This window comes from Nonomuraea sp. NPDC049400 (assembly GCF_044466425.1).
Taxonomy (GTDB): Bacteria; Actinomycetota; Actinomycetes; order Streptosporangiales; family Streptosporangiaceae; genus Nonomuraea.
In genome coordinates this window covers 77484-100256 of the sequence record NZ_JBITMP010000008.1, presented here as the reverse complement: position 1 = coordinate 100256, position 22773 = coordinate 77484, and the positions used below count along the sequence as shown (strand labels likewise).

20 protein-coding genes are annotated in these 22773 nt (G+C 71.6%); 14 read left to right on the top strand and 6 right to left on the bottom strand.

Features of this window, described 5'->3' with window-relative positions:
• Nucleotides 1–29: 29 nt before the first annotated feature.
• Both ACIBVN_RS14120 and ACIBVN_RS14115 read right to left on the bottom strand, forming a co-directional pair.
• Nucleotides 30–1976, bottom strand: coding sequence for an FtsX-like permease family protein (locus tag ACIBVN_RS14120; RefSeq protein WP_397136168.1), 1947 nt, complete (start codon nucleotides 1974–1976; stop codon nucleotides 30–32).
• Nucleotides 1973–2653 (bottom strand): ABC transporter ATP-binding protein, encoded by a 681-nt coding sequence (locus ACIBVN_RS14115; protein WP_397136166.1) that lies wholly within the window; start codon nucleotides 2651–2653, stop codon nucleotides 1973–1975. The genes ACIBVN_RS14120 and ACIBVN_RS14115 overlap by 4 nt, the downstream gene beginning before the upstream one ends.
• A gap of 92 nt (nucleotides 2654–2745) precedes the next feature.
• On the opposite strand from ACIBVN_RS14115, the gene ACIBVN_RS14110 reads away from it, so the two are divergent.
• Nucleotides 2746–3393, top strand: coding sequence for a response regulator (locus ACIBVN_RS14110; RefSeq protein WP_397136164.1), 648 nt, complete (start codon nucleotides 2746–2748; stop codon nucleotides 3391–3393).
• Nucleotides 3394–3439: 46 nt separating this feature from the next.
• Nucleotides 3440–4165 carry a DUF4328 domain-containing protein gene (locus tag ACIBVN_RS14105; protein ID WP_397136162.1) on the top strand — a complete coding sequence of 242 codons (726 nt, stop codon included), beginning with the start codon at nucleotides 3440–3442 and terminating at the stop codon, nucleotides 4163–4165.
• 53 nt (nucleotides 4166–4218) lie between these two features.
• Here ACIBVN_RS14105 and ACIBVN_RS14100 read toward each other — a convergent pair whose 3' ends face one another.
• Entirely contained in the window at nucleotides 4219–5220 is a 1002-nt protein-coding gene (locus ACIBVN_RS14100; protein WP_397136160.1) for an LLM class F420-dependent oxidoreductase, read from the bottom strand.
• Nucleotides 5221–5302: 82 nt separating this feature from the next.
• On the opposite strand from ACIBVN_RS14100, the gene ACIBVN_RS14095 reads away from it, so the two are divergent.
• Nucleotides 5303–6736, top strand: coding sequence for a sulfatase (locus ACIBVN_RS14095; RefSeq protein WP_397136158.1), 1434 nt, complete (start codon nucleotides 5303–5305; stop codon nucleotides 6734–6736).
• Here ACIBVN_RS14095 and ACIBVN_RS14090 read toward each other — a convergent pair.
• Nucleotides 6730–7431: a FadR/GntR family transcriptional regulator gene (locus ACIBVN_RS14090; protein ID WP_397136156.1), complete on the bottom strand. Its 702-nt coding sequence runs from the start codon at nucleotides 7429–7431 to the stop codon at nucleotides 6730–6732. The genes ACIBVN_RS14095 and ACIBVN_RS14090 overlap by 7 nt on opposite strands.
• 86 nt (nucleotides 7432–7517) lie before the next feature.
• Between ACIBVN_RS14090 and ACIBVN_RS14085 the strand changes: the two genes are divergently transcribed.
• Genes ACIBVN_RS14085 through ACIBVN_RS14075 form a run of 3 tightly spaced genes read left to right on the top strand, consistent with a single transcriptional unit; the run spans nucleotide 7518 to nucleotide 10181 of the window.
• Nucleotides 7518–8249: a (Fe-S)-binding protein gene (locus ACIBVN_RS14085; protein WP_397136154.1), complete on the top strand. Its 732-nt coding sequence runs from the start codon at nucleotides 7518–7520 to the stop codon at nucleotides 8247–8249.
• Nucleotides 8246–9637: a lactate utilization protein B gene (locus tag ACIBVN_RS14080; RefSeq protein ID WP_397136152.1), complete on the top strand. Its 1392-nt coding sequence runs from the start codon at nucleotides 8246–8248 to the stop codon at nucleotides 9635–9637. Before ACIBVN_RS14085 ends, ACIBVN_RS14080 begins: the two co-directional genes overlap by 4 nt.
• Nucleotides 9624–10181 (top strand): lactate utilization protein C, encoded by a 558-nt coding sequence (locus ACIBVN_RS14075; RefSeq protein WP_397136150.1) that lies wholly within the window; start codon nucleotides 9624–9626, stop codon nucleotides 10179–10181. The genes ACIBVN_RS14080 and ACIBVN_RS14075 overlap by 14 nt, the downstream gene beginning before the upstream one ends.
• On the opposite strand, the gene ACIBVN_RS14070 is transcribed toward ACIBVN_RS14075, so the two are convergent.
• On the bottom strand, nucleotides 10171–11184 hold the full coding sequence (locus ACIBVN_RS14070) for a Vms1/Ankzf1 family peptidyl-tRNA hydrolase (protein WP_397136148.1): 1014 nt from the start codon (nucleotides 11182–11184) through the stop codon (nucleotides 10171–10173). The two genes, ACIBVN_RS14075 and ACIBVN_RS14070, sit on opposite strands and share 11 nt — an antisense overlap.
• A gap of 3 nt (nucleotides 11185–11187) precedes the next feature.
• A complete protein-coding gene (locus tag ACIBVN_RS14065; protein ID WP_397136146.1) occupies nucleotides 11188–11598 on the bottom strand; it encodes a DUF2795 domain-containing protein in 411 nt (136 codons plus the stop codon).
• Nucleotides 11599–11675: 77 nt separating this feature from the next.
• Between ACIBVN_RS14065 and ACIBVN_RS14060 the strand changes: the two genes are divergently transcribed.
• From ACIBVN_RS14060 to ACIBVN_RS14025, 8 genes are all read left to right on the top strand, one after another.
• Nucleotides 11676–12755: a GNAT family N-acetyltransferase gene (locus ACIBVN_RS14060; RefSeq protein WP_397136144.1), complete on the top strand. Its 1080-nt coding sequence runs from the start codon at nucleotides 11676–11678 to the stop codon at nucleotides 12753–12755.
• Nucleotides 12756–12835: 80 nt separating this feature from the next.
• Entirely contained in the window at nucleotides 12836–14011 is a 1176-nt protein-coding gene (gene cbiE / locus ACIBVN_RS14055) for a precorrin-6y C5,15-methyltransferase (decarboxylating) subunit CbiE (RefSeq protein ID WP_397136142.1), read from the top strand.
• Between the two features lie 70 nt (nucleotides 14012–14081).
• On the top strand, nucleotides 14082–14927 hold the full coding sequence (locus ACIBVN_RS14050; protein ID WP_397136140.1) for a sirohydrochlorin chelatase: 846 nt from the start codon (nucleotides 14082–14084) through the stop codon (nucleotides 14925–14927).
• A gap of 13 nt (nucleotides 14928–14940) precedes the next feature.
• A complete protein-coding gene (gene cobT / locus ACIBVN_RS14045) occupies nucleotides 14941–16011 on the top strand; it encodes a nicotinate-nucleotide--dimethylbenzimidazole phosphoribosyltransferase (protein ID WP_397136138.1) in 1071 nt (356 codons plus the stop codon).
• Between the two features lie 11 nt (nucleotides 16012–16022).
• Nucleotides 16023–17036: an agmatinase gene (gene speB / locus ACIBVN_RS14040; RefSeq protein ID WP_397136136.1), complete on the top strand. Its 1014-nt coding sequence runs from the start codon at nucleotides 16023–16025 to the stop codon at nucleotides 17034–17036.
• Nucleotides 17037–17116: 80 nt separating this feature from the next.
• The gene (gene cobA / locus ACIBVN_RS14035; protein ID WP_397136134.1) at nucleotides 17117–18349 is read left to right on the top strand and encodes a uroporphyrinogen-III C-methyltransferase; all 1233 of its coding nucleotides are present in this window, start codon (nucleotides 17117–17119) and stop codon (nucleotides 18347–18349) included.
• Entirely contained in the window at nucleotides 18346–20955 is a 2610-nt protein-coding gene (locus tag ACIBVN_RS14030) for a dynamin family protein (protein WP_397136132.1), read from the top strand. Before cobA ends, ACIBVN_RS14030 begins: the two co-directional genes overlap by 4 nt.
• Nucleotides 20952–22574, top strand: coding sequence for a GTP-binding protein (locus ACIBVN_RS14025; protein ID WP_397136130.1), 1623 nt, complete (start codon nucleotides 20952–20954; stop codon nucleotides 22572–22574). Before ACIBVN_RS14030 ends, ACIBVN_RS14025 begins: the two co-directional genes overlap by 4 nt.
• Nucleotides 22575–22773 lie beyond the last annotated feature (199 nt).

Genomic DNA, 22773 nt, shown 5'->3' with positions numbered 1-22773 from the left:
GCAGGCGGTCCGCAGGCGCGTCCGGGCGGTCAGTCCGGGCGCGGGGCCGGGTCGGCGGTCACCGAGCGGAGCAGGGGCCGGCTCAGCGCCCCTGCGGCGATCACGCCGGCGAAGCCCACGACGACGCAGCCCACCAGCGTGAGCACGCCCACCGCGTTGATCCCGCCGATCATGAACGGCACCGCGCAGAACACCCCCACCAGGATCGCCCCGCCCCCCATGACCGTCAGCGGAATGAGCGTCTCCGCCCGCCGGGCCCGGTCGAGCACCTCCAGCGGCGTGCCGGCCAGCCGCAGCAGCCCGTACGTCTGCCGCCGGTCCAGCACGGACGACGCGGCCGTGATCCCCGAGCTCGCGATGGCCACCAGGAACGACACCGACAGCACCACGACCGTGCCCACCCGGACGTCGGAAAGGAGCTGGTTGCCGAACCGCTGGTCGTCCGCCCCCGTCGTCGGAGTACGTCCGGGGACGAGCCCGGCGAGCGCGGTGCGTGCCCGGTCGACCGTGGCCGGGTCGGCGTGGCTGCCCAGGGCGGCGACCACGACGCGTTCGGAGGAGCGTCCGGTGACCTTCACCGTCGCGGTGACCCCCGCGGCCCGCAGCCGGTCGCGGGCCTGGTCCGCGACGGCCGTCGCCTGCGCGGCGGGCGCGGAGACCCGCAGCTGGGCAGGCTCCTGGTCGCCGTCGAACGCGGCCGGGCTGAGCAGGCCGAGGAAGCCCGCGACGAAGCCGGTCAGAGCGACGCCGCTCACCGTGCGCCAGGCGGAGCGCGGATCGTCGACCAGCCGGCGGCCGGCCAGCAGCCGCGCGGGCGCCCGGGCACTGCGGGCGGTGATCCGGCCGATCATGCCGATCACCCACGGACCGGCCAGATTGATGCACAGGAACGCCAGCCCGAGCGCCACCGACACGATCGCGACGCTGGTCCCCCTGGTCAGCATCGGGAACACCGCCAGCACGGCCACGAGCGCGAGGACCCGTACGAACCGCATGCCGGGCGGCGTCTCACGCTTGGCCACCCCGAGCGGGCTCACCACGACCCGCCGCAGCCCCACCACGGCGGACAGGCCCACCAGCAGCGGCACCGCCACCAGCACCGCGGCCAGGATCAGCGGGGAGGGGAACAGGTCGGAGACGAACCACCCACCGCCCCCGATCGCGATGCGGGCCAGCAGCGGCGCGGCGAGCGCGTAGCCGACGGTGCCGAGCAGCGCGCCCGCCAGCGCGACGATCACCGCCTCGGTCACGGTCATGCCGACGACCTGCCCCGGCGTCGCGCCCACCAGCCGGAGAGTCGCCAGCCGCTGGTCGCGCCTGGCGACCGTGAGCCGGGCCGCCGCGCCGCCGAACACCAGCAGCGGCACCACCATGAGCACGCTCGCGACGAGCGTGAGCGCGCGGTACGCCTCGGAGTCCTCCGACGGGGCGCCCGCGAGACTGGCCACCCGCGCCGGCCCCTTGCCGATGATCCAGTCGTCGCTGCGCGCGGCCGTCATCTCGGGCGCGTCCGGCTTGTGGCCGACGACCGCGACCAGCTCGCCCGGGTAGACCAGCGCCTCATCGCCCAGTACGCCCTTGGGAGCGGGGTAGCGCTTGGCGAGCTGGTCGGCCGGGAGCTGCCTGGCCAGCTCGGCCAGCGCCGGGGACAGCCACACCTCGCCAGGAGCGGGGAAGCGGGGCAGCCCGGGCGGCGGGGGCGCCCCGGCCTCGAGCGCGGCCAGGTCGACGACCGTGATCGCCTGCTCGCCGACGAAGTCGAAACGGGCCGCCTCGATCGCGACCGCGCCCTCCTTGGCAGGTACGGGGTTGCGCCAGGCGCCGCGCTCGCCCCTGGCCTCGAAGGCGTAGTTCGCGGCCACGGCGAACAGCAGCAGCGCCGTGGCCACGGCGACGGCGCCCAGCGTGAGCCAGGTGCCCAGCATTCCCTTGCGTCCGCCGCCCTTGAGCAGCCGCCAGGTCAGGTCGAGGTTCACGCGCGTGCCCCGCTCACCGCGAGGAGGTTGCCGTCGCGGACCTCGACCGTGCGGTCGCACCAGGCGGCCACGTTCGGGTCGTGGGTGACGACGATCAGGGACGCGCCGTTGTGCTTGGTCGCCTCCACGAGCAGGCGCATCGTGTCCTGCCCGGTCTGCTGGTCGAGCGCGCCCGTGGGCTCGTCGGCGAACACCACGGCGGGCTTGCTGACCAGCGCCCGCGCGATGGCCACCCGCTGGGCCTGCCCGCCGGACAGCTCGCCCGGCCGCCTGGCCTCCATGGAGTGCAGGCCGAGGGGCGCGAACCACTCGCGCGCCTCGTGTACCGCCTGGGCCCTCGGCACCCCGCCCAGCATGAGCGGGAGCGCCACGTTCTCCTCCGCGGGCAGCTCGGGCAGGAGCTGGCCGAACTGGAAGACGAAGCCGAAGCGGGTGCGGCGCAGCGCGCTGCGCTTGCGCTCACCCATCGCGTCGATGCGCTGCCCGAGCAGGTGCACCTCGCCCGCGTCCGGCTTCATGATCCCGGCCAGGCAGTGCAGCAGGGTCGACTTGCCGGAACCGCTCGGCCCCATGATCGCCACGGCTTCGCCGGCCCGTACCGTGATGTCCACGCCGCCCAGGGCGACCGTCTGCCCGAACCTCTTGGTCAGGGCCCTTCCAACAAGCACATCGTTCATGCCGTACAGACTTCCGGCCGGGCAGGGGGCGGCGGATCGGCCGTGCGACCATTTCCGCCTCGGCCGAACGGCTGATCCTTAAAGTAAGAGCCGTGACTATTCGGGTTCTCATCGCCGACGATCAGCAACTGGTACGAACCGGCTTCCAGATGATTTTGGACGCTCAACCGGACATGGAGGTCGTCGCCGCGGTGGCCGACGGCGCGGAGGCGGTGTCCGAGGCCAGGCGGCTCAGGCCGGACGTATGCCTGCTCGACATCAGGATGCCCAAGCTCGACGGGCTGGAGGTGACCCGGGCGCTGGCCGGTCCCGGGGTGGAGAACCCGCTGCGGGTGGTCATCGTCACCACGTTCGACCTGGACGAGTACGTGTACGGAGCCCTGCGCTCCGGCGCGACCGGCTTCCTGCTCAAGGACAGCGGGCCCACGCTGCTGATCGAGGCGGTCAGGGCAGCCGCGGCGGGCGACGCCCTGGTGTCGCCCTCGGTGACGGTACGGCTGCTGCAGCACCTGGCTCAGCCCAAGCGGGCCGCGCCTTCCATGAACGACCCGCTGACCGACCGCGAGCTGGACGTCGTGCGCCTGATAGCCAGGGGCCGCACCAACCAGGAGGTGGCCGCGGAGCTGTTCGTGTCGCTTTCCACCGTGAAGACGCACTTGGGGAGCATCTTCGCCAAGCTCGGTGTCCGCAATCGAGTTGAAATCGCAGCTTGGGCGTGGGAATCCGGCGTCGTGAGCTGATTAACAACGGGGCTCCCGGGATACAAGTGAATCAGAACCTCAGCGCATGGCCCGGGGGGAGAACAACGTGCGCTACGCCCAGGTACCACCGACGAGAGCCGCCTCTGCCGTATATGTGACGCTTGCCGCCCAGGTCCTCTCCCTCGGTGCCCTCGTGATCTTCGAACACACCCGCGGCCGTCACCTCGCCGCCCAGCTCGCCGCCTTCGGGGGCCGCCCGCAGGGGGCCGAAGCGGAGGCCGTGGTGGGGGCGGTGACGGTGTTCGCGGTGCTCCTGATGCTGGTGGCGGGCACCTCGATAGCGGCGGCCGCCGCCTACGTGACCTGGCTCGTGCGGGCCAGGCAGGCCAACGACCGCTCGGCCACCTCCGGTCCCGTGGCCGCCGCCTGGCTGATCCCCGGTGTCAACCTGCTGGCGCCCGTGGTGCTGGTGGACGAGCTGTGGCACGGCATCAGACCGCCCGCGGGACGCCGGGGGCGGTGGGTGGCGCTGCTGGCGGCGTGGTGGCTGAGCTGGCTCGGCACGCTCGCGCTGGTCACGATCCGGGTCCCGCTCGCCTCGTCCGGCGGCGGCCTGACGGGGGTGGGGGTTCTGGAACTGGCCTGCCTGTCGCTGGCCGCCCTGCTGTGCGCGGCCACGGTACGCGAGCTGACGCGGCTGCAGTGCACCGCCCGCGCTCCCCGGGCCGCCGAGCCCGGCACCGTGCACACCTTCTCGCCCCAGCAGCCCCACCCGGCGCCGGGCTCCACCCCGATCGGCCGCACCGGCTAGACCGGCGCCGAAGAGCGACCGCCTCCCCCTGGCGCGGGCCGGACTCGCGGGGCTCAGCCGAGGACCAGGTCGCGGATGAGCCTCAGCGAGGGCTCGTCGCGCGGGCCCATGACCAGGAGGCTCGTGACGGGGCTCTTGTGCCAGAGCTCAAGACGTTCCTTGATCCGCCCCGGCGGGCCGACCAGCGAGATGCCGTCGGCCAACTCGTCCGGGATCGCCCGGAACGCCTCGTCCTTCCGGCCGGAAAGGTACAACGATTGGATGTGTTCCGCGGCCTCGGCGTAGCCCATCCGGCCGATGATGTCGGCATGGAAGTTGCGGTGCCTGGCCCCCATGCCACCGATGTACAGCGTGAGCATCATCTTCACGCCGTCCAGCGCGGCCCGCACGTCGTCGGAGATCACCACCATCACCATGGCCGCCACGTCGAAGCCCTCGGGAGCGTCCGCGAGCGCCTCGCCGTACATCTCCTCGATCTTGGAGGGGAACGCGAACAGCGGCAGCCAGCCCTGTGCCAGCTCGGCGGCCAGGGCGACGTTCTTGGGCCCTTCCGCGCCGAGATAGAGAGGGATGTCCGGGCGGAGCGGATGCGTGATGAGCTTGAGTGGTTTGCCCAGGCCGCCCGCGAGCGGGAGCGGGTAGTGCGGGCCGTCGCTGGTGACCGGCTCTTCGCGGCGCCAGACCTTGCGCATGATCTCGATGTACTCGCGGGTCCTGGCCAGGGGCTTGGCGAACGGCTGGCCGTACCAGCCCTCCACGACCTGCGGGCCCGAGGCGCCCACGCCGAGCAGCAGGCGGCCGCCCGTGAGGTGGTCGAGGGTCATCGCGGTCATCGCCGTCGTGACGGGCGGTCTGGCCGACATCTGGGCGATCGAGGTGCCCAGCTTGATCCGGCTCGTACGCGCTCCGTACCAGGCCAGGGGTGTGAACACGTCGCTGCCGTACGCCTCGGCCGTCCACACCGAGTCGTAGCCGAGCCGCTCCGCCGCCAGCACCGACTCGGTCGCGTCGTCAGCGTGGCGCTGCCAGTAGCCAAGGTTCAGGCCGAGTTTCATGTGACACCTCCGGAATTAAGTTCTATTACCGCTGCGGCAGCTCAACGTGTCAATGGTTGATCTTCCGGGGAAGTGACAGTCTGTGATCAAAGGTCTGTGTCGTCTCGCCTGCCTTCTGCTCCTCCTCCAGCTGGCAGCCGGGACCACGACGGCCGAGGGCAAGCCCCGGCCGAACATCGTGCTTGTGCTGGCCGACGACCTCGAAGCGGGGACTCTGCCGTACTTCCCGAACATCACCGAGCACCTCGTACGCGAGGGCGCCTCGTTCGACCGGTTCTTCGTGACGAACTCCTGGTGCTGCCCGTCCAGGTCGTCGATCCTGCGCTCCCAGTACGTCCACAGCCATGGCGTTCTGACCAACACCGCGCCAGAAGGGGGCTTTGATCGCTTTCACGAGCTTGGTCTGGAACGTTCCACCGTTGGGGCTTGGATGCAGCAGGCCGGATATCGCACGGCGCTGATGGGCAAATACCTCAATCACTACCCCGGGGCGACGGCCGAGGAGGCTTTCGTGCCGCCCGGGTGGGACGAATGGGACGTGCCGGTCCGTGACCTCTACGAGGAGTACGGCTACCGGCTCAACGAGAACGGGGCCCTGTTCGACTACGGCTGGACCGAGCAGGACTACCTGTCGGACGTGCTGGCCCGCAAGGCCGCCGACTTCATCGCGGGCTCGACGGGGGAGCCGTTCTTCCTGTACCTGGCGCCGATCGGCCCGCACAACCCGGCCAACCCCGCCGTCCGGCACGCGAACGCGTTCGCCGGGGCCACGGCACCGCGGACGCCCTCGTTCAACCAGGCGGACGTGAGCGCCGAGCCGCTCTGGTTGCGCGAGAGGCCCGCGATCCCGCAGGAGGGCATCGACGAGATCGACGAGCGCTACCGCGCCAGGATGCGGGCCATGCTCGGCGTGGACGACCTCGTCGGCGCCGTGGTGTCGGCGCTCCAGCGGGCCGGCCAGCTGGACAACACCTACATCTTCTTCACCTCGGACAACGGCTTCCATCTCGGTACGCATCGGCTCAGGCAGGGCAAGACCACCCCGTTCGAGGAGGCGATCAGGATCCCGCTGGTCGTCCGCGGACCCGGCATCAAGGCGAACTCCATGATCAGCCGGCTGGGCTCGACCGTGGACCTGGCGACGACCTTCGCCGAGCTGGGCGGGGCCACCGCGCCGCCGTTCGCGGAGGGGCGGTCGCTGGTGCCCCTGCTGATGGGCCGGCCGCCGTCGGAGTGGCGCAGGAACGTGCTGGTCGAGTTCACCAGGCCGGCCAACCAGGCCTCGGCCGCCCAGACCCCGGTGCCCAACTATCAGGCATTGCGTACGGATCAGTACGCCTATGTTCGGTACGAGACGGGCGAGAAGCAGCTCTACGACCTGCATGCCGATCCGGACGAGCTGCACAATCTGGCCGCGAGCGCCGATCCCGCCCTCCTGGCCAACCTCGAGGGGCGGCTGACCGCGATGACGACCTGCTCGGGCGCCGCCTGCCGGCAGGCCGACATGCGTCAGTGATCGAACAGCGAGGGGTAGGCGTGTGCCAGGTGCTCGGAGACCGCCTCGGCGGCCTCGTCCGCCTCGCCGCGGTCGATGGCCTCGAGGATGCGTACGTGGTCGGCGCGCAGGATCGACGTGTCGCCCAGGCGCTGCACCGCTTCGACCGAGTATCTCCGCATCGAGTCCCGGAGCGAGCGCATGATGGCGGCGATGAGCCGGTTGCCCGACGCGTCCGCTATCGCGCAGTGAAAGGCCGTGTCGTGCTCCACGAACTCCTCCGCGGACTTCGCCGCGTCCATCCCGGAAAGAGCGGCGGCGAGCGCGGATGTGTCGGCTTGTGCGGAGGCGGCGTGGGCGGCGGCCCACTGCTCGATCATGTGGCGGGTGTCGATGACCTCGCGCATCTCCAGGCTGGCCAGGCCGAGGTGCAGCCTGAGCAGGTCCGACAGTGCCGTGTCGGGGCGCGAGGTGAGCACGGCTCCCGCGTCAGGCCCCCTCCCCACCTGCGAGGACACCACGCCGAGGGTCTCCAGCACGCGCATGGCCTCGCGGACCGACGAGCGGCTGACGCCGAGCTGCTCGGCGAGCTGGCGTTCGGCGGGCAGCCGGTCGCCCACCGTGAGGCCGTCCTCGGTGATGCGCCGCTCGATCTGTGAGAGGACGTCCTCGAACGTCCGCGTTCGCTTGACCGGACGCCAGCCGCTGTCGTCCAACAGAGCCCCCTCATGGTGGCCGGGAAGGATGTGGTTCGGTATGGTCTGACCATACTGTGGTCGGACCATAGAGTGGAAGGAGAGCCGTGCGAGTCGCCCTGTTCATCACGTGCGTGAACGACACGCTCTTCCCCGGCACCGGCAAGGCCGTCGTGTCGCTCCTGCGCAGGCTCGGTTGCGACGTGGACTTCCCCGCCGCCCAGACGTGCTGTGGCCAGATGCACGTCAACACCGGTTACCGGGAGGAGGGCGTGCGGCTGGCCCGCCACTTCACCGAGGTGTTCGCCGGGCATGACGCCGTCGTGGCGCCGTCGGGGTCGTGCGCGGCCATGGTTCGCGAGCAGTATCCGAAGCTGGCCAAGCCGGGCAGCAGGGGAGCGGCGGCCATCGCGGAGGTCGCGCCGAAGGTGTACGAGCTGTCGGAGTTCCTGATCGACGTGCTGAAGGTCGACGACGTAGGCGCATATTTCCCGCACCGGGTGACATATCACCCGACGTGCCACTCACTCCGCGGCCTCCACCTCGGCGACCGGCCCACCAGGCTGCTGAAGAACGTGCGTGGCCTGGAGCTCGTCCCGCTGCCTGGAGCCGAGGAGTGCTGCGGATTCGGCGGCACGTTCGCGGTCAAGAACCCCGCTGTCTCCGCGGCCATGGGCGCCGACAAGACCCGCAACATCCTGGACACCGGTGCCGAGGTGCTCTGCGCGGCCGACAACTCGTGCCTGATGCACATCGGCGGCACGCTGAGCCGCCAGAAGACCGGCGTCAGGACGATGCACCTGGCCGAGATCCTCGCATCCACGGAGGAGGCCCAATGAGCGCGACTTTCCTCGGCATGCCCGGAAATTTCCCGAAGAACGCCGCTGAAGCCGTACAGAACTCGCAGCTTCGCTACAACCTCCGCAAAGCCACTCACACCATCCGCGGCAAGCGAGCGAGCGTCGTCGGCGAGCTGCCTGACTGGCAGGAGCTCCGCGCGGCCGGCAAGGCGATCAAGGACCACACCCTCCGCAACCTCGACCGCTACCTGATCCAGCTCGAGGAGGCGGTGACCAGGGCAGGCGGGACCGTCCACTGGGCCAGGGACGCCGCCGAGGCCAACGCCATCGTCGCGGGCCTGGTCAAGGCCACCGGCGAGACGGAGGTGGTCAAGGTCAAGTCGATGGCCACCCAGGAGATCGAGCTCAACCAGGCGCTGGCCGAGCAGGGGATCACCGCGTACGAGACGGACCTGGCCGAGCTGATCGTCCAGCTCGGCGACGACTTCCCCAGCCACATCCTGGTCCCGGCGATCCACCGCAACCGGTCGGAGATCCGCGAGATCTTCCTGAACAAGATGCCCAAGGTCCCCCCGCACTTGACCGACGACCCGCCGGCCCTGGCCGAGGCCGCCCGGCTCCACCTGCGCGAACGCTTCCTCAAGAGCAAGGTCGCGATCTCCGGGGCCAACTTCATGGTCGCGGAGACGGGCACGCTGGTCGTGCTGGAGTCGGAGGGCAACGGCCGCATGTGCCTGACCCTCCCTGAGACGCTCATCAGCGTCGTCGGGATCGAGAAGCTCCTGCCCTCGTGGCGGGATCTGGAGGTGTTCCTCCAGCTCCTGCCGAGAAGCTCCACGGGCGAGCGGATGAACCCCTATACGAGCATGTGGACGGGCGCCGTCGAGGGCCAGGACTTCCACCTGGTGCTCCTGGACAACGGCCGCACGGACGTGCTCGCCGACGAGGTGGGCCGCCAGGCGTTGCGCTGCATCCGCTGCTCGGCCTGCCTGAACGTGTGCCCGGTGTACGAGCGCGCGGGCGGCCACGCGTACGGCTCGGTCTACCCGGGGCCGATCGGCGCGATCCTCACCCCGCAGCTCAGAGGCATGTCGTCGGACCTGGACGCTTCGCTGCCGTTCGCCTCCAGTCTGTGCGGCGCCTGCTATGAGGCCTGCCCGGTCGCCATCGACATCCCCGAGGTCCTGGTGGACCTGCGGGCCAAGGCCCCGCACGCGGCGGCCGAGCGGGCCGGCATGAAGGTGGCGGGCTGGATTCTCAACGACCACGAACGGCTCGCCAAGGCCCAGCGCGCGGCGTCCCGCCTGCGCGGGCTCGTACCGAAACGTCTGCCAGGGCCGCTGTCGGCGTGGACGGACACCAGGGACTTGCCGGAAATTCCGGAAGAATCCTTCAGAGACTGGTGGGAGCGGAATGAGCGCGCGTGAGGAGATCCTCGCCAGGATCGGCAAGGCCGTCGCCGGGGCCGAGGACGTCGAGATTCCCCGGAACTATCGGACGGCGCAGCAGGGGGCGGACCTCGTGGGCCTGTTCGCCGAGCGGGTGGACGACTACCGGGCCATCGTGCACGTGCTCCCCGCCGCCGAGGTGCCCGCCAAGATCGACGAAAGCGTCGCGGACCGCCGCATGATCGTGCCCGACGGCTTCGATCGCGAGGGCGGCTGGACCGACCTGAGCACGGCAGACGGAGTGATCACGTACTGTGCCGTGGCCATCGCGGAGACCGGCACGATCGTGCTCGACCACGGCCCCGGCCAGGGCACGCGGGCGCAGACGCTGGTGCCCGACTACCACCTGTGCGTGGTGCGGGCCGACCAGATCGTGGCCGGGGTGCCGGAGGCCGTCGCCCGGCTCGACCCGGCGCGCCCGCTCACCTGGATCAGCGGCCCGTCGGCCACCAGCGACATCGAGCTGAACCGGGTCGAGGGCGTGCACGGCCCCCGTACCCTCGAGGTGATCATCAGTACCTGAGCACGGCCGCCACGTCCTTGACGGCGTCGGAGAACCACAGCTCCGCGTCCGTCATCGCGGCGGCCCTGGCCAGGGCCGCGTCCGCGCGCTCCTTGACCGGCTCGTCCACGCCCCAGCGCTGCAGCTCGTTCGGGTCGGTGGAGAGCTGGGTGCCGCCCTCGCCGATCCAGATGGGATTCGGCAGCTCGCCGGGCGTGAGCACCGCGTGCACCCGGCCCTCGCGCAGCGCCTGCGCGACGCGGGACATCCCGACGGGCCCGGACATCTCCTGGTGCCGCTCCAGCAGCTCGGCGCGCCTGCGGTCGAGCCACTGGTCGAGCGCGCGCTCCACGTCCTCCTCGAACTGCCCGTGGTTGTTGCGGCTGCCGTGCTCGACCATCATGACGCGGTCGGCGGACTTGGTCCCGAGGTGGTGCAGCAGGTACGAGCGGGACTTCGGCTCGCCCGCGACCAGGACGAGCTCCGCGCCGATGCGGCGGACCTGCTCGTCGATCTCGCGGGCGACGGCCACGGCGTTCTTCTCCCAGGCCTCGTCCACCGCCCGCTCGTACCGCTTCTGCGACCAGCCGCCCTGCGCGGTCTTCTGCAGCGGCCAGTCAGCCGCTTCCACGACGGCCCTGCGCGGCGACCCGCCGCCGAACACCGTCAGCTCGGCCCCGGCGTGGTCCACGATCACCCGCAGGTGCGGGACGTTCTCGCCGCGCATCATGAGCATGGGCGTGACGTGCGGCAACGGCGAGCATCTGGCCAGTTCGTACGGCGCCCGGGGGAGCGCCTCGGACAGCACCACGTCGCCGTGCGTGCCGAACATCGCCCGCCCGGGGGCGGGCCGCTGGGACTCCTCCTCCAGCGCCTCCAGGGTGGCCTTGTCGGCCTCGTCCTCGAGCGGGTCGCGCACGCCGCGCCAGTGGGCCTCCCGTTCCGTCCCCGTGTACGCGCCGAAGTAGACGGACGCGTACGGACCGGGCCGCTCGTACAGCGGTCGGATGAAGTCGAGCCGCACCACTCACCACCTCCGCTTCTCTACGCCGAGACCGAGGGCCTTGGCCACTTCGGCCACGTTCGCGTACCGGCGGTCGGGAAGGGATTGCACCATGTCCGCCACCTGGTCCGGTGCGCCCGCGTTCTCCGCGTGCTCCACCAGATCGTCCTTGGACGCGGGCCAATGAGCGTCGCTCAGCCATTTCGCGAGGTCGCTGCGGATGTCGACGCCCCGTTGCGTGATGCCTGACGGGGTGCCGGGCTCGTGCCCCGGCGGGTACGACTGCTTCGGCTCCTCGCCGGACGCAGGCATGGCCTCGGGCTCCTTCCACTCCTCGGCGTGCGTGGTGCCCCCGCCGCGAACCATGCCCTCGGTCTCGTGCTTCTGCTGGTCGTCCAGGCGTGGACCGTGCTTGTCGCTCCGACGTTGCTCCATAGTCCCCTCACTCCTCTCAATTGCGCCCCTACCCCCGCTTTCGTGGGCAAACATCGCGACTGTGTACCCTGCCGAGCGTGTTCGACCCCGACGTGAGCATCGCCACCGAACGGCTTACGCTCCGGCCGTTCGGCCCGCAGGACACCGCCAGGATCCGGTCCATCGTGCGGTCCGGCGCCCGTTTCCTCCCGCCCGGCGCGCCCGTCAAGCCGTCCGGCGTCGACCAGTGGCTGTCGAGCGGCGTGCACGAGCTGCGCCGCTCCGGACAGGGCCTGCACCTCGCCATGGCCGACGCGGATGGGCTCGTCGTGGGCGCGATCAGCCTGTTCAAGACCTCGTGGAGCGCGGGCACGACCGAGGTCGGGTACGGAGTGCACCCCCTCTACCGGAGCCGCGGCTTCGCCACGGAGGCCGTGCGCGGGCTGGTGAGCTGGGTGTTCGCGGCCACCCGGCTGCGCAGGATCGACCTGACCGCCAATCTGGACAACCTCGCCTCACTCCGCGTGGCGCTGAAAGCCGGCTTCACCTGGGAGGGCGTGCTGCGCGACGCGGTGCTGGACGAGGACGGGACGCACGACCTGGTCGTCTTCGGCCTGCTGCGCCAGGACAGCCGCGTGCCCTCCGTCGCCCTGCCCAAGGCGGAGCTGCGTACTGCGAGACTGCTCTTGCGGGCGCCGTCCCTCGCCGACGTGCCGGACCTGGCGGCCACCGCCGCCGACCCTCTCACGCAGGCCAGGACCGGCGTGCCGCGCGACTACACGCAGGAGCACGCGCGGGCGTTCATCGACTTCTCCGAACGGATGCGGATGAAGGGCGCGGGGATCGGCTGGACGGTCGAAGAGCTGGAGACCGGCCGTTTCGCCGTCAACGTGGACCTCAGAGACCTCGACTGGAGCAACCGGACTGCCGAGGTCGGCTACATGACGGCGCCGTGGGCCCGCGGCAAGGGGTATGCGGGCGAGGCCGTGGTGGCGATCGCGCGCTGGCTGTTCGAGCGGCACGGCTTCTGCCGGCTCCAGCTCCGCGTGGCCGTGACCAACGCGGTCTCACAGCGGGTGGCGGAGAAGGCGGGCTTCGTCCGCGAGGGGATCGCGCGCTCCTCACTGGGCGGCGAAGACCTGATCGTTTACAGTCTCATCCCGTCCGACCTGGCCTGAGGGCACACCGGACTGACCCTCGTACCCTTTGTGAAACCTCTCCGCACCCGTCACCCTTGTGGTGAGGACGGTGAGGCGCAATGATCACGGTGGTCGGTTGGGACGGGCACGAGTTCTCGGCCAAGGCGGTGGAGAAGCTGCACGAGGCGAGTCTGGTCGTGGGCCCCGACGCCGTTCTCGGCCGGCTCAAGGTCACCGCGCCGGCCGTGGCCGACGACTCCCTGCTGGAGGTCCTCGACGACCATCTCGAGCACGGCGAGGGCCCGGCGGTCGTGGTCGCGGAGGGCGATCCCGGCTTCTTCGGCGTGGTCCGCACACTCCGGGCGCACGGCATCAAACCGGAGGTGCTCCCGGCGATCTCGCTCGTCTCCCGCGCCTTCGCGCGTGCCGGCCTCAACTGGGAGGACGCGCTCGTCGTCGCCCCGTCGGGGCCGGGCGGGCTCGACCGGGTCGTGAACGCCTGCCGCGCCCACCCCAAGGTCGCGCTGCTGGTCGCGCCGGGCGTCGGCCCCGGGGAGATCGCCAGGGAGCTGGCGCCGACCACGCCGCGCGCGCTGATCGTCTGCGAGGACCTCGGCGGTCCCGACGAGCGGGTCACGCACAGCCGCATGGGGGAGGCGACCACCAGGCCGTGGAAGGACCCCGACGTGGTCCTCGTCATCGACCCGCTGCACCAGCCCAAGGAGCCGAGCTGGGTGGCGGGCGCCCGGCCGGGCCCCGCCGAGTGGGCGCTGCCGTTCGAGAGCGCGCTCCCGGCCGAGGTGCGGGCGTTCATCCTGGCCAAGCTGGGTCCCCGGCTCGGCGACCTGGTCTGGGACGTGGGCGCGGCCGCGGGTGAGATCGCCGTCGAGTGCGCCAGGATGGGCGCGGCCGTCGTGGCCGTCGAGCGCGACGAGGAGTCGTGCGCCAGGCTGCGCGCCAACGTGCTGAAGCACGGCGTCAAAGTGGCTCTGACCAGGGGCCAGGCGCCGCCGGCGCTGGAGCCGCTGCCCGACCCCGACGCCGTCTACGTGGGCGGCGGCGGCATCGACGTCGTGGTCGCCTGCGCCGCGCGCGGCCCACGCACGCTGGTGTGCGCGCTCAGGAAGGTCGAGCAGGTCTCCGCCGTGCTCGACCGGCTGCGCGAGCACGGCTACCGCGGCGAGGGCACCCAGATCCTGGCCTCCAAGCTGACGGTCGACCCCGACGGCTCGCACCGTCTGACCGCATTTGACCCGGTATTCGTGGTGCACGCGACACCCGCGCACACAGCGTGACCTGTCCCCTACCGGGGCGCATCGGTTATCCTCGCGTGTCTTTGTCTACCGGACCGGAGATTCCCTCACGATGAAGCCGCCGCTCCTGCTGATCGGGCAGGGCTCACAGGACGACGCCTACGCCGCGGAGTTCGGCAGGTTCGTACACCGGCTCCGCTGCCGGCTCGACCAGACGGGCGCCGACGTCTCCGGCGGTTATCTGGAACGTGCCTCGCCCCGGCTGAGCGACTCCGTGGCCTCCCTCGTCGCCAAGGGTTATCACCGGCTCGTGGCGCTCCCGCTGAGCCTCAGCAGGCTGGGCGAGGAGTTCCCCGCCGCGATGGAGCTGGAGCAGAAGCGGCACCCGACGCTGATGTACGACTACGGCCGCCCGCTGGGCCCCGACCCCCGGGTCCTGTCGCTGCTGGCCGAGCGGCTCAACGAGGCGGCCACCGAGATCTCCAAGCCGCGCTCGCTGGAGCTCGTGGGCGCCAGACCCCGGCTCCGCGCGGTCGACGCGCCCCCTGCCGACGACCCCCTCATGCAGGTCGAGCCGGGTGAGACGGCGATCGTTCTGGTCGGCGAGGGCTCCACGGACGCGGCGGCCAACGCCGAGATCCACCGCGTCTCCCGGCTGTTCTGGGAGACGCACGCCTACGACTTCATGACCGTTGAGACCGCGTTCGTGTCGGTCACCCCGCCCGGAGTGCCCGGCGGGCTCGAGCGCTGCCGCCGCCTGGGGGCCAAGCGCGTGATCGTGGTGCCGTACCTGCTGTTCGCGGGCGGCATGCTCGAGCGCGTGTGGGCCCAGGCGCTGGCGTACGGCGCCGGGCACCCCGATCTCGACATTCGCTGCGCCGAGGTGATCGGCGACTGCGAGACCCTCGCCGACGTCGTGATCGACCGATACGAGGAAGCGCTCCAACTCGTTCCGTAAGTGGAGGTTTGCCGTGCTCGCTGAGACGCTCGCCGCGATCCGCCCCGCCGATCCTCGCGCCATCGCCGAGGCTCGGGCGTACCAGGACCGCCTTACCAAGCCCCGCGGTTCACTGGGCGCGCTGGAGGAGATCGCGGTACGCCTCGCCGGCGCGGCCGGCGTGACGCCGCCGCCGATGCCCGAGCCCGCCGCGCTGGCCATCTTCGCCGGCGACCACGGCGTGCACGCCCGCGGCGTCACCCCGTGGCCGCAGGAGGTCACGGTGCAGATGGTGGCGAACTTCCTGGCCGGCGGCGCGGTCGCCAACGCCTTCGCCGCCCAGGCCGGCGTGTCGGTCACGGTGGTGGACGTGGGCGTCGCCGCCAACCTGCCTGACGCGCCCGGCCTGGTCAAGCGCAAGATCGGGTACGGCACCGAGGACATGTCGAAGGGCCCCGCCATGAGCGTCGACCAGGCGGTCAGGGCGCTGGAGGCGGGGATCGCCGTGGCCCGCGACCTGGTGGCGTCCGGCGCCCGCTGCCTGATCACCGGCGACATGGGCATCGCGAACACCACGGCCTCCGCCGCCCTGATCGCCGTGTTCGCCGGCCGCGACCCGGCCGAGGTGACCGGCAGGGGCACCGGGATCGACGACGAGACGTACGAGCACAAGGTGGACGTCGTCCGCGACGCCCTGCGCACGAACGGCCTGTCGGGAGCCCTGATCTCGCCCAGCGAGGCGCTGCGGGCGCTGGCCGCGGTCGGCGGGTTCGAGCACGCGGCCATCGCGGGCTTCATCCTGGGCGGCGCCGCGGCCCGCGTTCCGGTGATCCTCGACGGCGTCATCGCCGGCGCCGCCGCCCTCGTGGCCGCCGCGCTCGACCCCGCCGCGCTCGACCACTGCGTGGCGGGCCACCGTTCGGCCGAGCCCGGTCACACCGCCGCGCTCGCCCACCTCGGGTTGCGCCCGCTGGTGGACCTCGAGCTGCGGCTGGGCGAGGGCTCGGGCGGCCTGCTCGCGCATCCGATGCTCTGCGCGGCCGTACGGGTCATGCACGACGTGGCCACGTTCGACTCCGCGGGAGTGACGGAAAAGCCCGTGTGAGGAGTTGATCATTGTCCCGTTACGGCCCCATGTACGGCCCCGACATCACGTTCCTCGGCGTGGACCGTTGCGACCTCGACGATCCGGCGTCGTACGAGGGCGCGGACGTGGTGATCGTGGGCGCCCCATTCGACGGCGGCACCAGCAACCGCCCCGGCGCCAGGTTCGGCCCGATGGCGCTGCGCCAGGCCTGCTACCTGCCGCACGACGGCTCCAGGCCCAGCCTGGCGCTGCGCGTGGACGCCCTGCGCGACCTGCGCGTGCTCGACGCGGGTGACGTCGAGTGCTATTCGGGCGACGTCGAGGGCTCGCTGGCCGCGATCGAGGAGGCCGTGCACCGCGTGGCCGCCTCCGGGGCGATCCCGCTGGTGCTCGGGGGTGACCACACGGTCGCGCTGCCCGACGCGCGCGGCACCGCCAGGGCGTACGCGGACGGCCGTACCTCGATGATCCACTTCGACGCGCACGCCGACACCGGGAACATCGAGTTCGGCCACCTCTACGGCCATGGGCAGCCGATGCGGCGGCTCATCGAGTCCGGCGCCATCCGCGGCGACAGGTTCCTGCAGATCGGGCTGCGCGGCTACTGGCCGGAGCCGGAGACGCTGAGCTGGATGGCCTCTCAAAACATGCGTTCGTACGAAATGACGGAGATCGTGGCCCGCGGGCTGGAGGAGTGCCTGACGGAGTCGTTCGCGATCGCGCTCGACGAGTGCGACCAGATCTTCCTGTCCGTGGACATCGACGTCTGCGACCCCGGTCACGCGCCCGGCACCGGGACGCCCGAGCCCGGAGGGTTGACCGCCAGGCAGCTGCTCGACGCCGTTCGCCGGATCTGCTACGAACTGCCCGTGGCCGGCATGGAAGTGGTCGAGGTGGCGCCGCCGTACGACCACGCGGACATCACCGCGTACCTCGGGAACCGGGTTATCCTTGAGGCGCTGTCAGCGATGGCCAGACGCCGTAAGGACGAGCAGGGCGGGCCTCGCTGGGATCCGCGGCAGCCCCTTCTCGACGGTCGTTAACCCGTGCGCAGCAAACGACGCGGTCAGAGCCGGTAGGTTTACGTCCTAACACAAACCTTCGCGAACGGGAGATTCCCCCCATGGGCCCCTACCTCCTCGGCCTGCGGCTTTCCGGCCGCCGGGTTCTCGTCGTGGGCGGCGGGCGCGTCGCGCAACGGCGGGTGCCCGCGCTGCTAGAGGCCGGTGCGGAGGTCACGGTCGTGTCGCCGAGCGTGACGCCGGCGCTCGACGACCTGATCGCCGCCGGCAGGGTCACCTGGCACGCCCGGCCCTACGAGGTCGGCGACTGCGACGGGGCCTGGCTCGTGCAGGCCTGCACCGACGACAGGTCCGTCAACACCGCGGTCGCCGCCGAGGCGGAGGCCAAGCGCGTGTGGTGCGTGCGGGCCGACGACAAGGACGCCTCCGCCGCCTGGACGCCCGCCACGGGGCGGGTCGACGAGATCAGCGTGGCGGTCACCGCGGGCGGCGACCCGCGCAGGGCCGCCGGCATCAGGGACGCGGTCGTGGGCGCGCTCCGCGACGGCACGGTCGACGCCCGGCGAAACCGCACCAAACCGGTGGGTGTGGCCCTCGTCGGCGGCGGTCCCGGCGACCCCGGCCTGATCACGGTGCGCGGGCGGCAGCTGCTCGCGCAGGCCGACGTGGTGGTCGCCGACCGGCTCGCGCCCCGGGCCCTGCTCGACGAGCTGGCCCCCGACGTCGAGCTGATCGACGCCGCCAAGGTCCCCTACGGCCGGTCGTTGTCCCAGGAGACCATCAACGAGCTGCTGATCGACCGCGCCAGACAGGGCAAGTTCGTGGTCAGGCTCAAGGGCGGCGACCCGTTCGTGTTCGGGCGCGGCGGCGAGGAGATGATCGCCTGCGCCCGCTCCGGCATCCCCGTGCTGGTGGTGCCCGGCATCACGAGCGCCGTGGCGGTGCCCGCGGCCGCCGGGGTCCCTGTGACGCACCGGGGGGTCAGCCAGGAGTTCCACGTGATCTCCGTGCACGTGGCGCCCGACGACCCCAAGTCCACCGTCGACTGGCCCGCGCTGGCCCGTTCCCAGGGCACTCTGGTGCTGCTGATGGCCGTCGAACGGCTGCCGAAGGTGGCCGAGGCGCTCCTTCGGGACGGACGTTCCCCGGAGACTCCCGCAATGGTGGTACAGGACGGTACCCTTCCGACCCAGCGGGCGGTCATCGCTTCGCTTTCCACCGTGGCCGACCGCGTGTCCGCGGCTGGGATCCGGCCGCCGGCGATCGTCATCGTCGGCGACGTCGTGAGGGTCGGCCAGGAGGTCGAGATGGTTCGAGCGGAGCGCTTGCCGTGAACACGGCCATGGATGATGGGCGGCAGGAGGCGCCGGGGGAGCAGACGTTGAGCTTCCACCCGGTGAGTGACGAGGACCTGGCCGAGGGCCGGGACGACGACGGCTTCGACGCGTTCGGCACCAAGGGCGCACGGAGGGCTTCCGGCGCCGCGGGCGGCCGGGGCGCTTCCGAGGAGTCTTCGCCTTCCGCGGACACCGGGGCGTCGGCTGCCGCTTCTTCGGAGGAGGCCGAGGACACCGCGCCTTCCGCGGAGCCAGGGGCTTCTGAGCAACCACCGGCTGCTGCGGAAGCCGCTGAGCCGACCGACGCCGAGCCGTCCGTCGAACGGGATCCGGCAGCGCCCGCCGAGCCGGATCCGGCAGCGCCCGCCGAGTCCACTGCCGCGGCGGGCGAGCCCACTGACCCGGTGGATCCGGGCGAGTCCGGCGAGCGCGCCGACCCGGCGGATCAGCCCACGCAGGAGCCCGTCGCCGCGGCCGATGACGCCGGGTCCGAGGATCCCGCCGACGACGTGGCCGACTCGGAGCCGCCGTCCCTCTTCGTGAAGCCGGCGGCGCTGGGCGGCCCGGGAGCCCGCAAGACGACTTTCGCCGTACACGATGCGCCTCCCGCCAGCGAAGCGCCTGGCGTACAGGACGAGCCTGGTGCACGGGATGAGGCAGAGGACGCGAGCACCGAGCAGGCTCAGGACGGCGAGCAGCCTCAAGCCACGGCGACGGACGACGAGCAACCGCAGGCCGCGGACGCGCAAGACGCTGACGTGAGCGACGCGCAGGACGCGGATGCGGGTGCCGCGCAGGACGCTGACGTGAGTGACGAGCAGCCCCAGACGGAACAACCGCAAGGCGAGCAGGCTCAGGACGGCGAGCAGCCGGGCGCGGAAGCCCAGGACGAGCGGCAGCCGGGCGGCGGCGAAGGGCCCGCGGAAGACGAGCCCCAGGCAGGGGCACAGCGCGTGGAGGAGTTGCCCGCCGAGGCCGTCGAGGCGCTGACGTCGGCGCTCGACACGCTCAGGGAGACCGTCGCGCAGCTGCACTTCGGCCTGGATCTGCCCGGCGTCGACGAGGCCAAGCAGGCGCAGGCCGACCTGCTGGCCCAGCTCGAGGGCTACGTGCTGCCCCGGGTAAAGACCAGCACCGCCCCTGCCCTCATCGTGATCGCGGGCTCCACCGGCGCGGGCAAGTCCACGCTGGTCAACACGCTGGCCGAGAAGAACGTCTCGCGCACCGGCGTACGCCGCCCCACGACCGGCATCCCCGTGCTGGTCTGCCACCCGGACGACCGGGAGTGGTTCGCGGAGGGAGAGCTGCTCGGCGGCCTCGAACGCCTCGACCGGCTGTCCCCCGAGGCCGGGAGGCGCAGCGTGGTCGTCGTCGCGACCGAGAAGCTCCCGCAGGGCGTCGCGCTGCTCGACACCCCCGACATCGACTCGGTCGTCGAGGAGCACCACGAGGTCGCGCACCGCATGCTCGACGCCGCCGACCTGTGGATCTTCGTGACCACGGCGGCCCGCTACGCCGACGCCCCCGCCTGGAACCTGCTGAAGCTGGCCAAGGAGCGCGGCGCCCGGCTCGCGATCGTGTTGTCGCGAGTGCAGCCCAGGGCGTCCGAGGTCGTGCAGAAGCATTTCGTACGGATGCTCACCGAATACGGCCTGGGCGAGATCGACAGGTTCGTCATCAGCGAGTCGCAGGTCACCGACGGCAAGCTGCCCGACAGCGAGGTCACCGACCTGCGGCTCTGGCTGGCCGAGCTGTCGGTGGACGAGGAGCGCAGGGCCCAGGCGGTGCGCGAGACGCTCAACGGCGTGCTCAACAGCTTCCGCACCCGCGTACCCGCGCTGGCCAGGCACCTTGAGGGGCAGGTCGCGTTCAGGACGGAGCTGCGCAGCGACGTGGAGGCGGCCTTCCAGAGCGCGCTCAGCCAGATCGACAAGGCGTCCAAGAACGGCTCGCTGCTGCACGGCGAGGTGCTGGCCCGCTGGCAGGACTTCGCCGGCTCCGGCGACCTCATGCGCTCGCTGCAGCTGCGCAAGCGCGGTCGGACGGCCAAGCAGGCGCCGGAGCGGGTGCTGGCGTTCAAGGCGGCGATCCGCGCCGGACTCGAGTCGGTGATCGTCGCCGCCGCCAACCGCGCCTGCGAGGAGGTGGTCGCGCGCTGGCGGCACCGCTCCGAGCTGGGCGCCACGCTCGCGGAGGGCCTCGACAGGCCGTCCGACAATCTCGTACGTCACACCGGCCGCGCCATCGCGTCCTGGCAGGAGCACCTGAACGAGCTGGTCCGCACCGACGGTGTGGCCAAGCGGTCGGTGTCGAAGCTGGTGTCGTTCGACCCCGACTCGCTCGCGTTGATCTTCACCGTGGCGATGTTCAGCGGGAGCAACGGCGAAGGGGTGCCGCACCGGCTGGTCAACGCCCTGCTCGGTGCGGAGTCGCTGCGTGGCATCGGCGCCAAGGCGCTCAGCGATTTGCGGGCCAGGATCGGCATGCTGTTCGACGAGGAATCCATGCGTTACGTGCAAGCGCTCGACTCCGCGGGCATCCCGGACGAGTCCGCGGCGACCCGCCTCTACCAGGCGACGTACAACCTCGAGGTCGTCCGATGACGATCATGACCACCAGGTCCGGGCTGGCATCGCGGCTGTCCGCGCTCACCAAGATGGTGGAGCACGGTCCGGGACGGCTGGACAGGAAGCTGCTCAACGAGGCCAACGCGCTGCTGCAGCAGGCGGGAGACCGGCTCAAGCTCTCGTCCGAGCACACCGTCGTCGCTCTGGCGGGCGGCACGGGCAGCGGCAAGTCGTCGTTGTTCAACGCCATCTCGGGGCTCGAGCTGTCGCCCACCGGCGTACGCCGTCCGACCACCGCCCGGACGCACGCCTGCGTGTGGGGGCTGGAGGGCGCGGGGCCGCTGCTCGACTGGCTGCAGATCCAGTGGCGGCACCGCTTCTCCCGCGCCAGCGCGCTCGACAAGGGCGACAGCCAGCTCCACGGGCTGATCCTGCTCGACCTGCCCGACCACGACTCGATCAGGGCGCTCACCGACACCGAGGCCGACCGCCTCATCGGCCTGGCGGACCTGGTGGTGTGGGTGCTGGACCCGCAGAAGTACGCCGACGCGTCCACGCACCGCCGCTACGTGACGGAGCTGGCCGGGCACGAGGCCGTGACCGTGTTCGCGCTCAACCAGGCCGACCGGCTCACCAAGGAAGAGCTGGCCGAGCTGGTCATCGACCTCAACGACCTGCTGCGCCGCGAGGGCGTCGAGCATCCCAGCGTGGTCCCCACCTCGGCGGTCACGGGCCGGGGCATCGAGAGCCTCAGGAGCGTCATCGCGACGGCGGTCGCCCGGCGGCGTGCCGCCATCCAGAAGCTGGAGGCCGACCTGCAGCGGCTGGAGCAGCGTCTCAGCAAGGCGATGCCGCTGGGCGAGGCACTGTCGGCGCCGTCCGCGGTGGACGAGGCCCGCCGCATGGGGCTGACGGACGCCCTGTGTGACGCGGTGGGCGTGCCGGCCGTGGGCGAGGCCATGGAGAACGTCTACGCGGAGCGGTCGAACCAGTGGGTGGGCTGGCCGTACCCGCGGTGGTTCTCGAAGTTCCGCTCGGACCCGCTGAAGAGCCTGCGTCTGCAGGACGTGGGGGAGGAGATCCGCGGCATCACGGCCGGTTCGGTGAGCGCGCAGTCGGCCGAGGTCGCCAACGCCGTGCAGGCGCTCGCCGACGGGCTGTCCGTGGGGATGCACCCCGTGTGGCGGACCGGAGTGCACCAGGCGGCGAGGTCCCGCGCCGGGCAGCTCCCGCAGGCGCTGACCGAGGACCTCACGGAGGTGGCGCCGCAGCTGGACCGGGTGCCCGCGTGGTGGCGGGTGCTCAAGGTGTGGCAGTACGCCCTGGTGGTGGCGTTCGTGGCGGGACTTGCCTGGCTGACGGTCGGCCTGCTGATGCCCGGCCAGTTGCCTCCGGCGCTGGAACTGCTGGGCGACAGCGCGGCCTTGCCGTGGGTGGGGCTCATGATGGCCTCGGTGCTGGGGCTCGGAGCGCTGTCGGGGATCGCCTCCCGCAACTTCGTCGAGCTGGGGGCCTCTCGGGAGCGGGAGCGGTTGGAGCGCGAGATGAGGCGCCGGGTGGCCGCTGTGTCGGCGACGATGGTCGTGGAGCCGGTGGAGCGGGAGCTCGCTCGGCACCACGCGTTCTACACGGCCCTGAGAGACCTGTCGGTCTGACGCCTCCCCGGCTTTGCCGCAGCCGGGGGAGGTGTTGCCTGGGCCGCCGCGTTCGCCACGGCGGGGCGGCAACCCTTCCCCCGCCCTTCGCCGCTGTGGGTGGCAGTTTGCACCTTCAGCTTCGCCACTCTGGGGGGCAGCCCCATCCCTGAGCTCCACCACGGCGGGGGCGGCTCCAATCCCGAGCTCCGCCACGGCG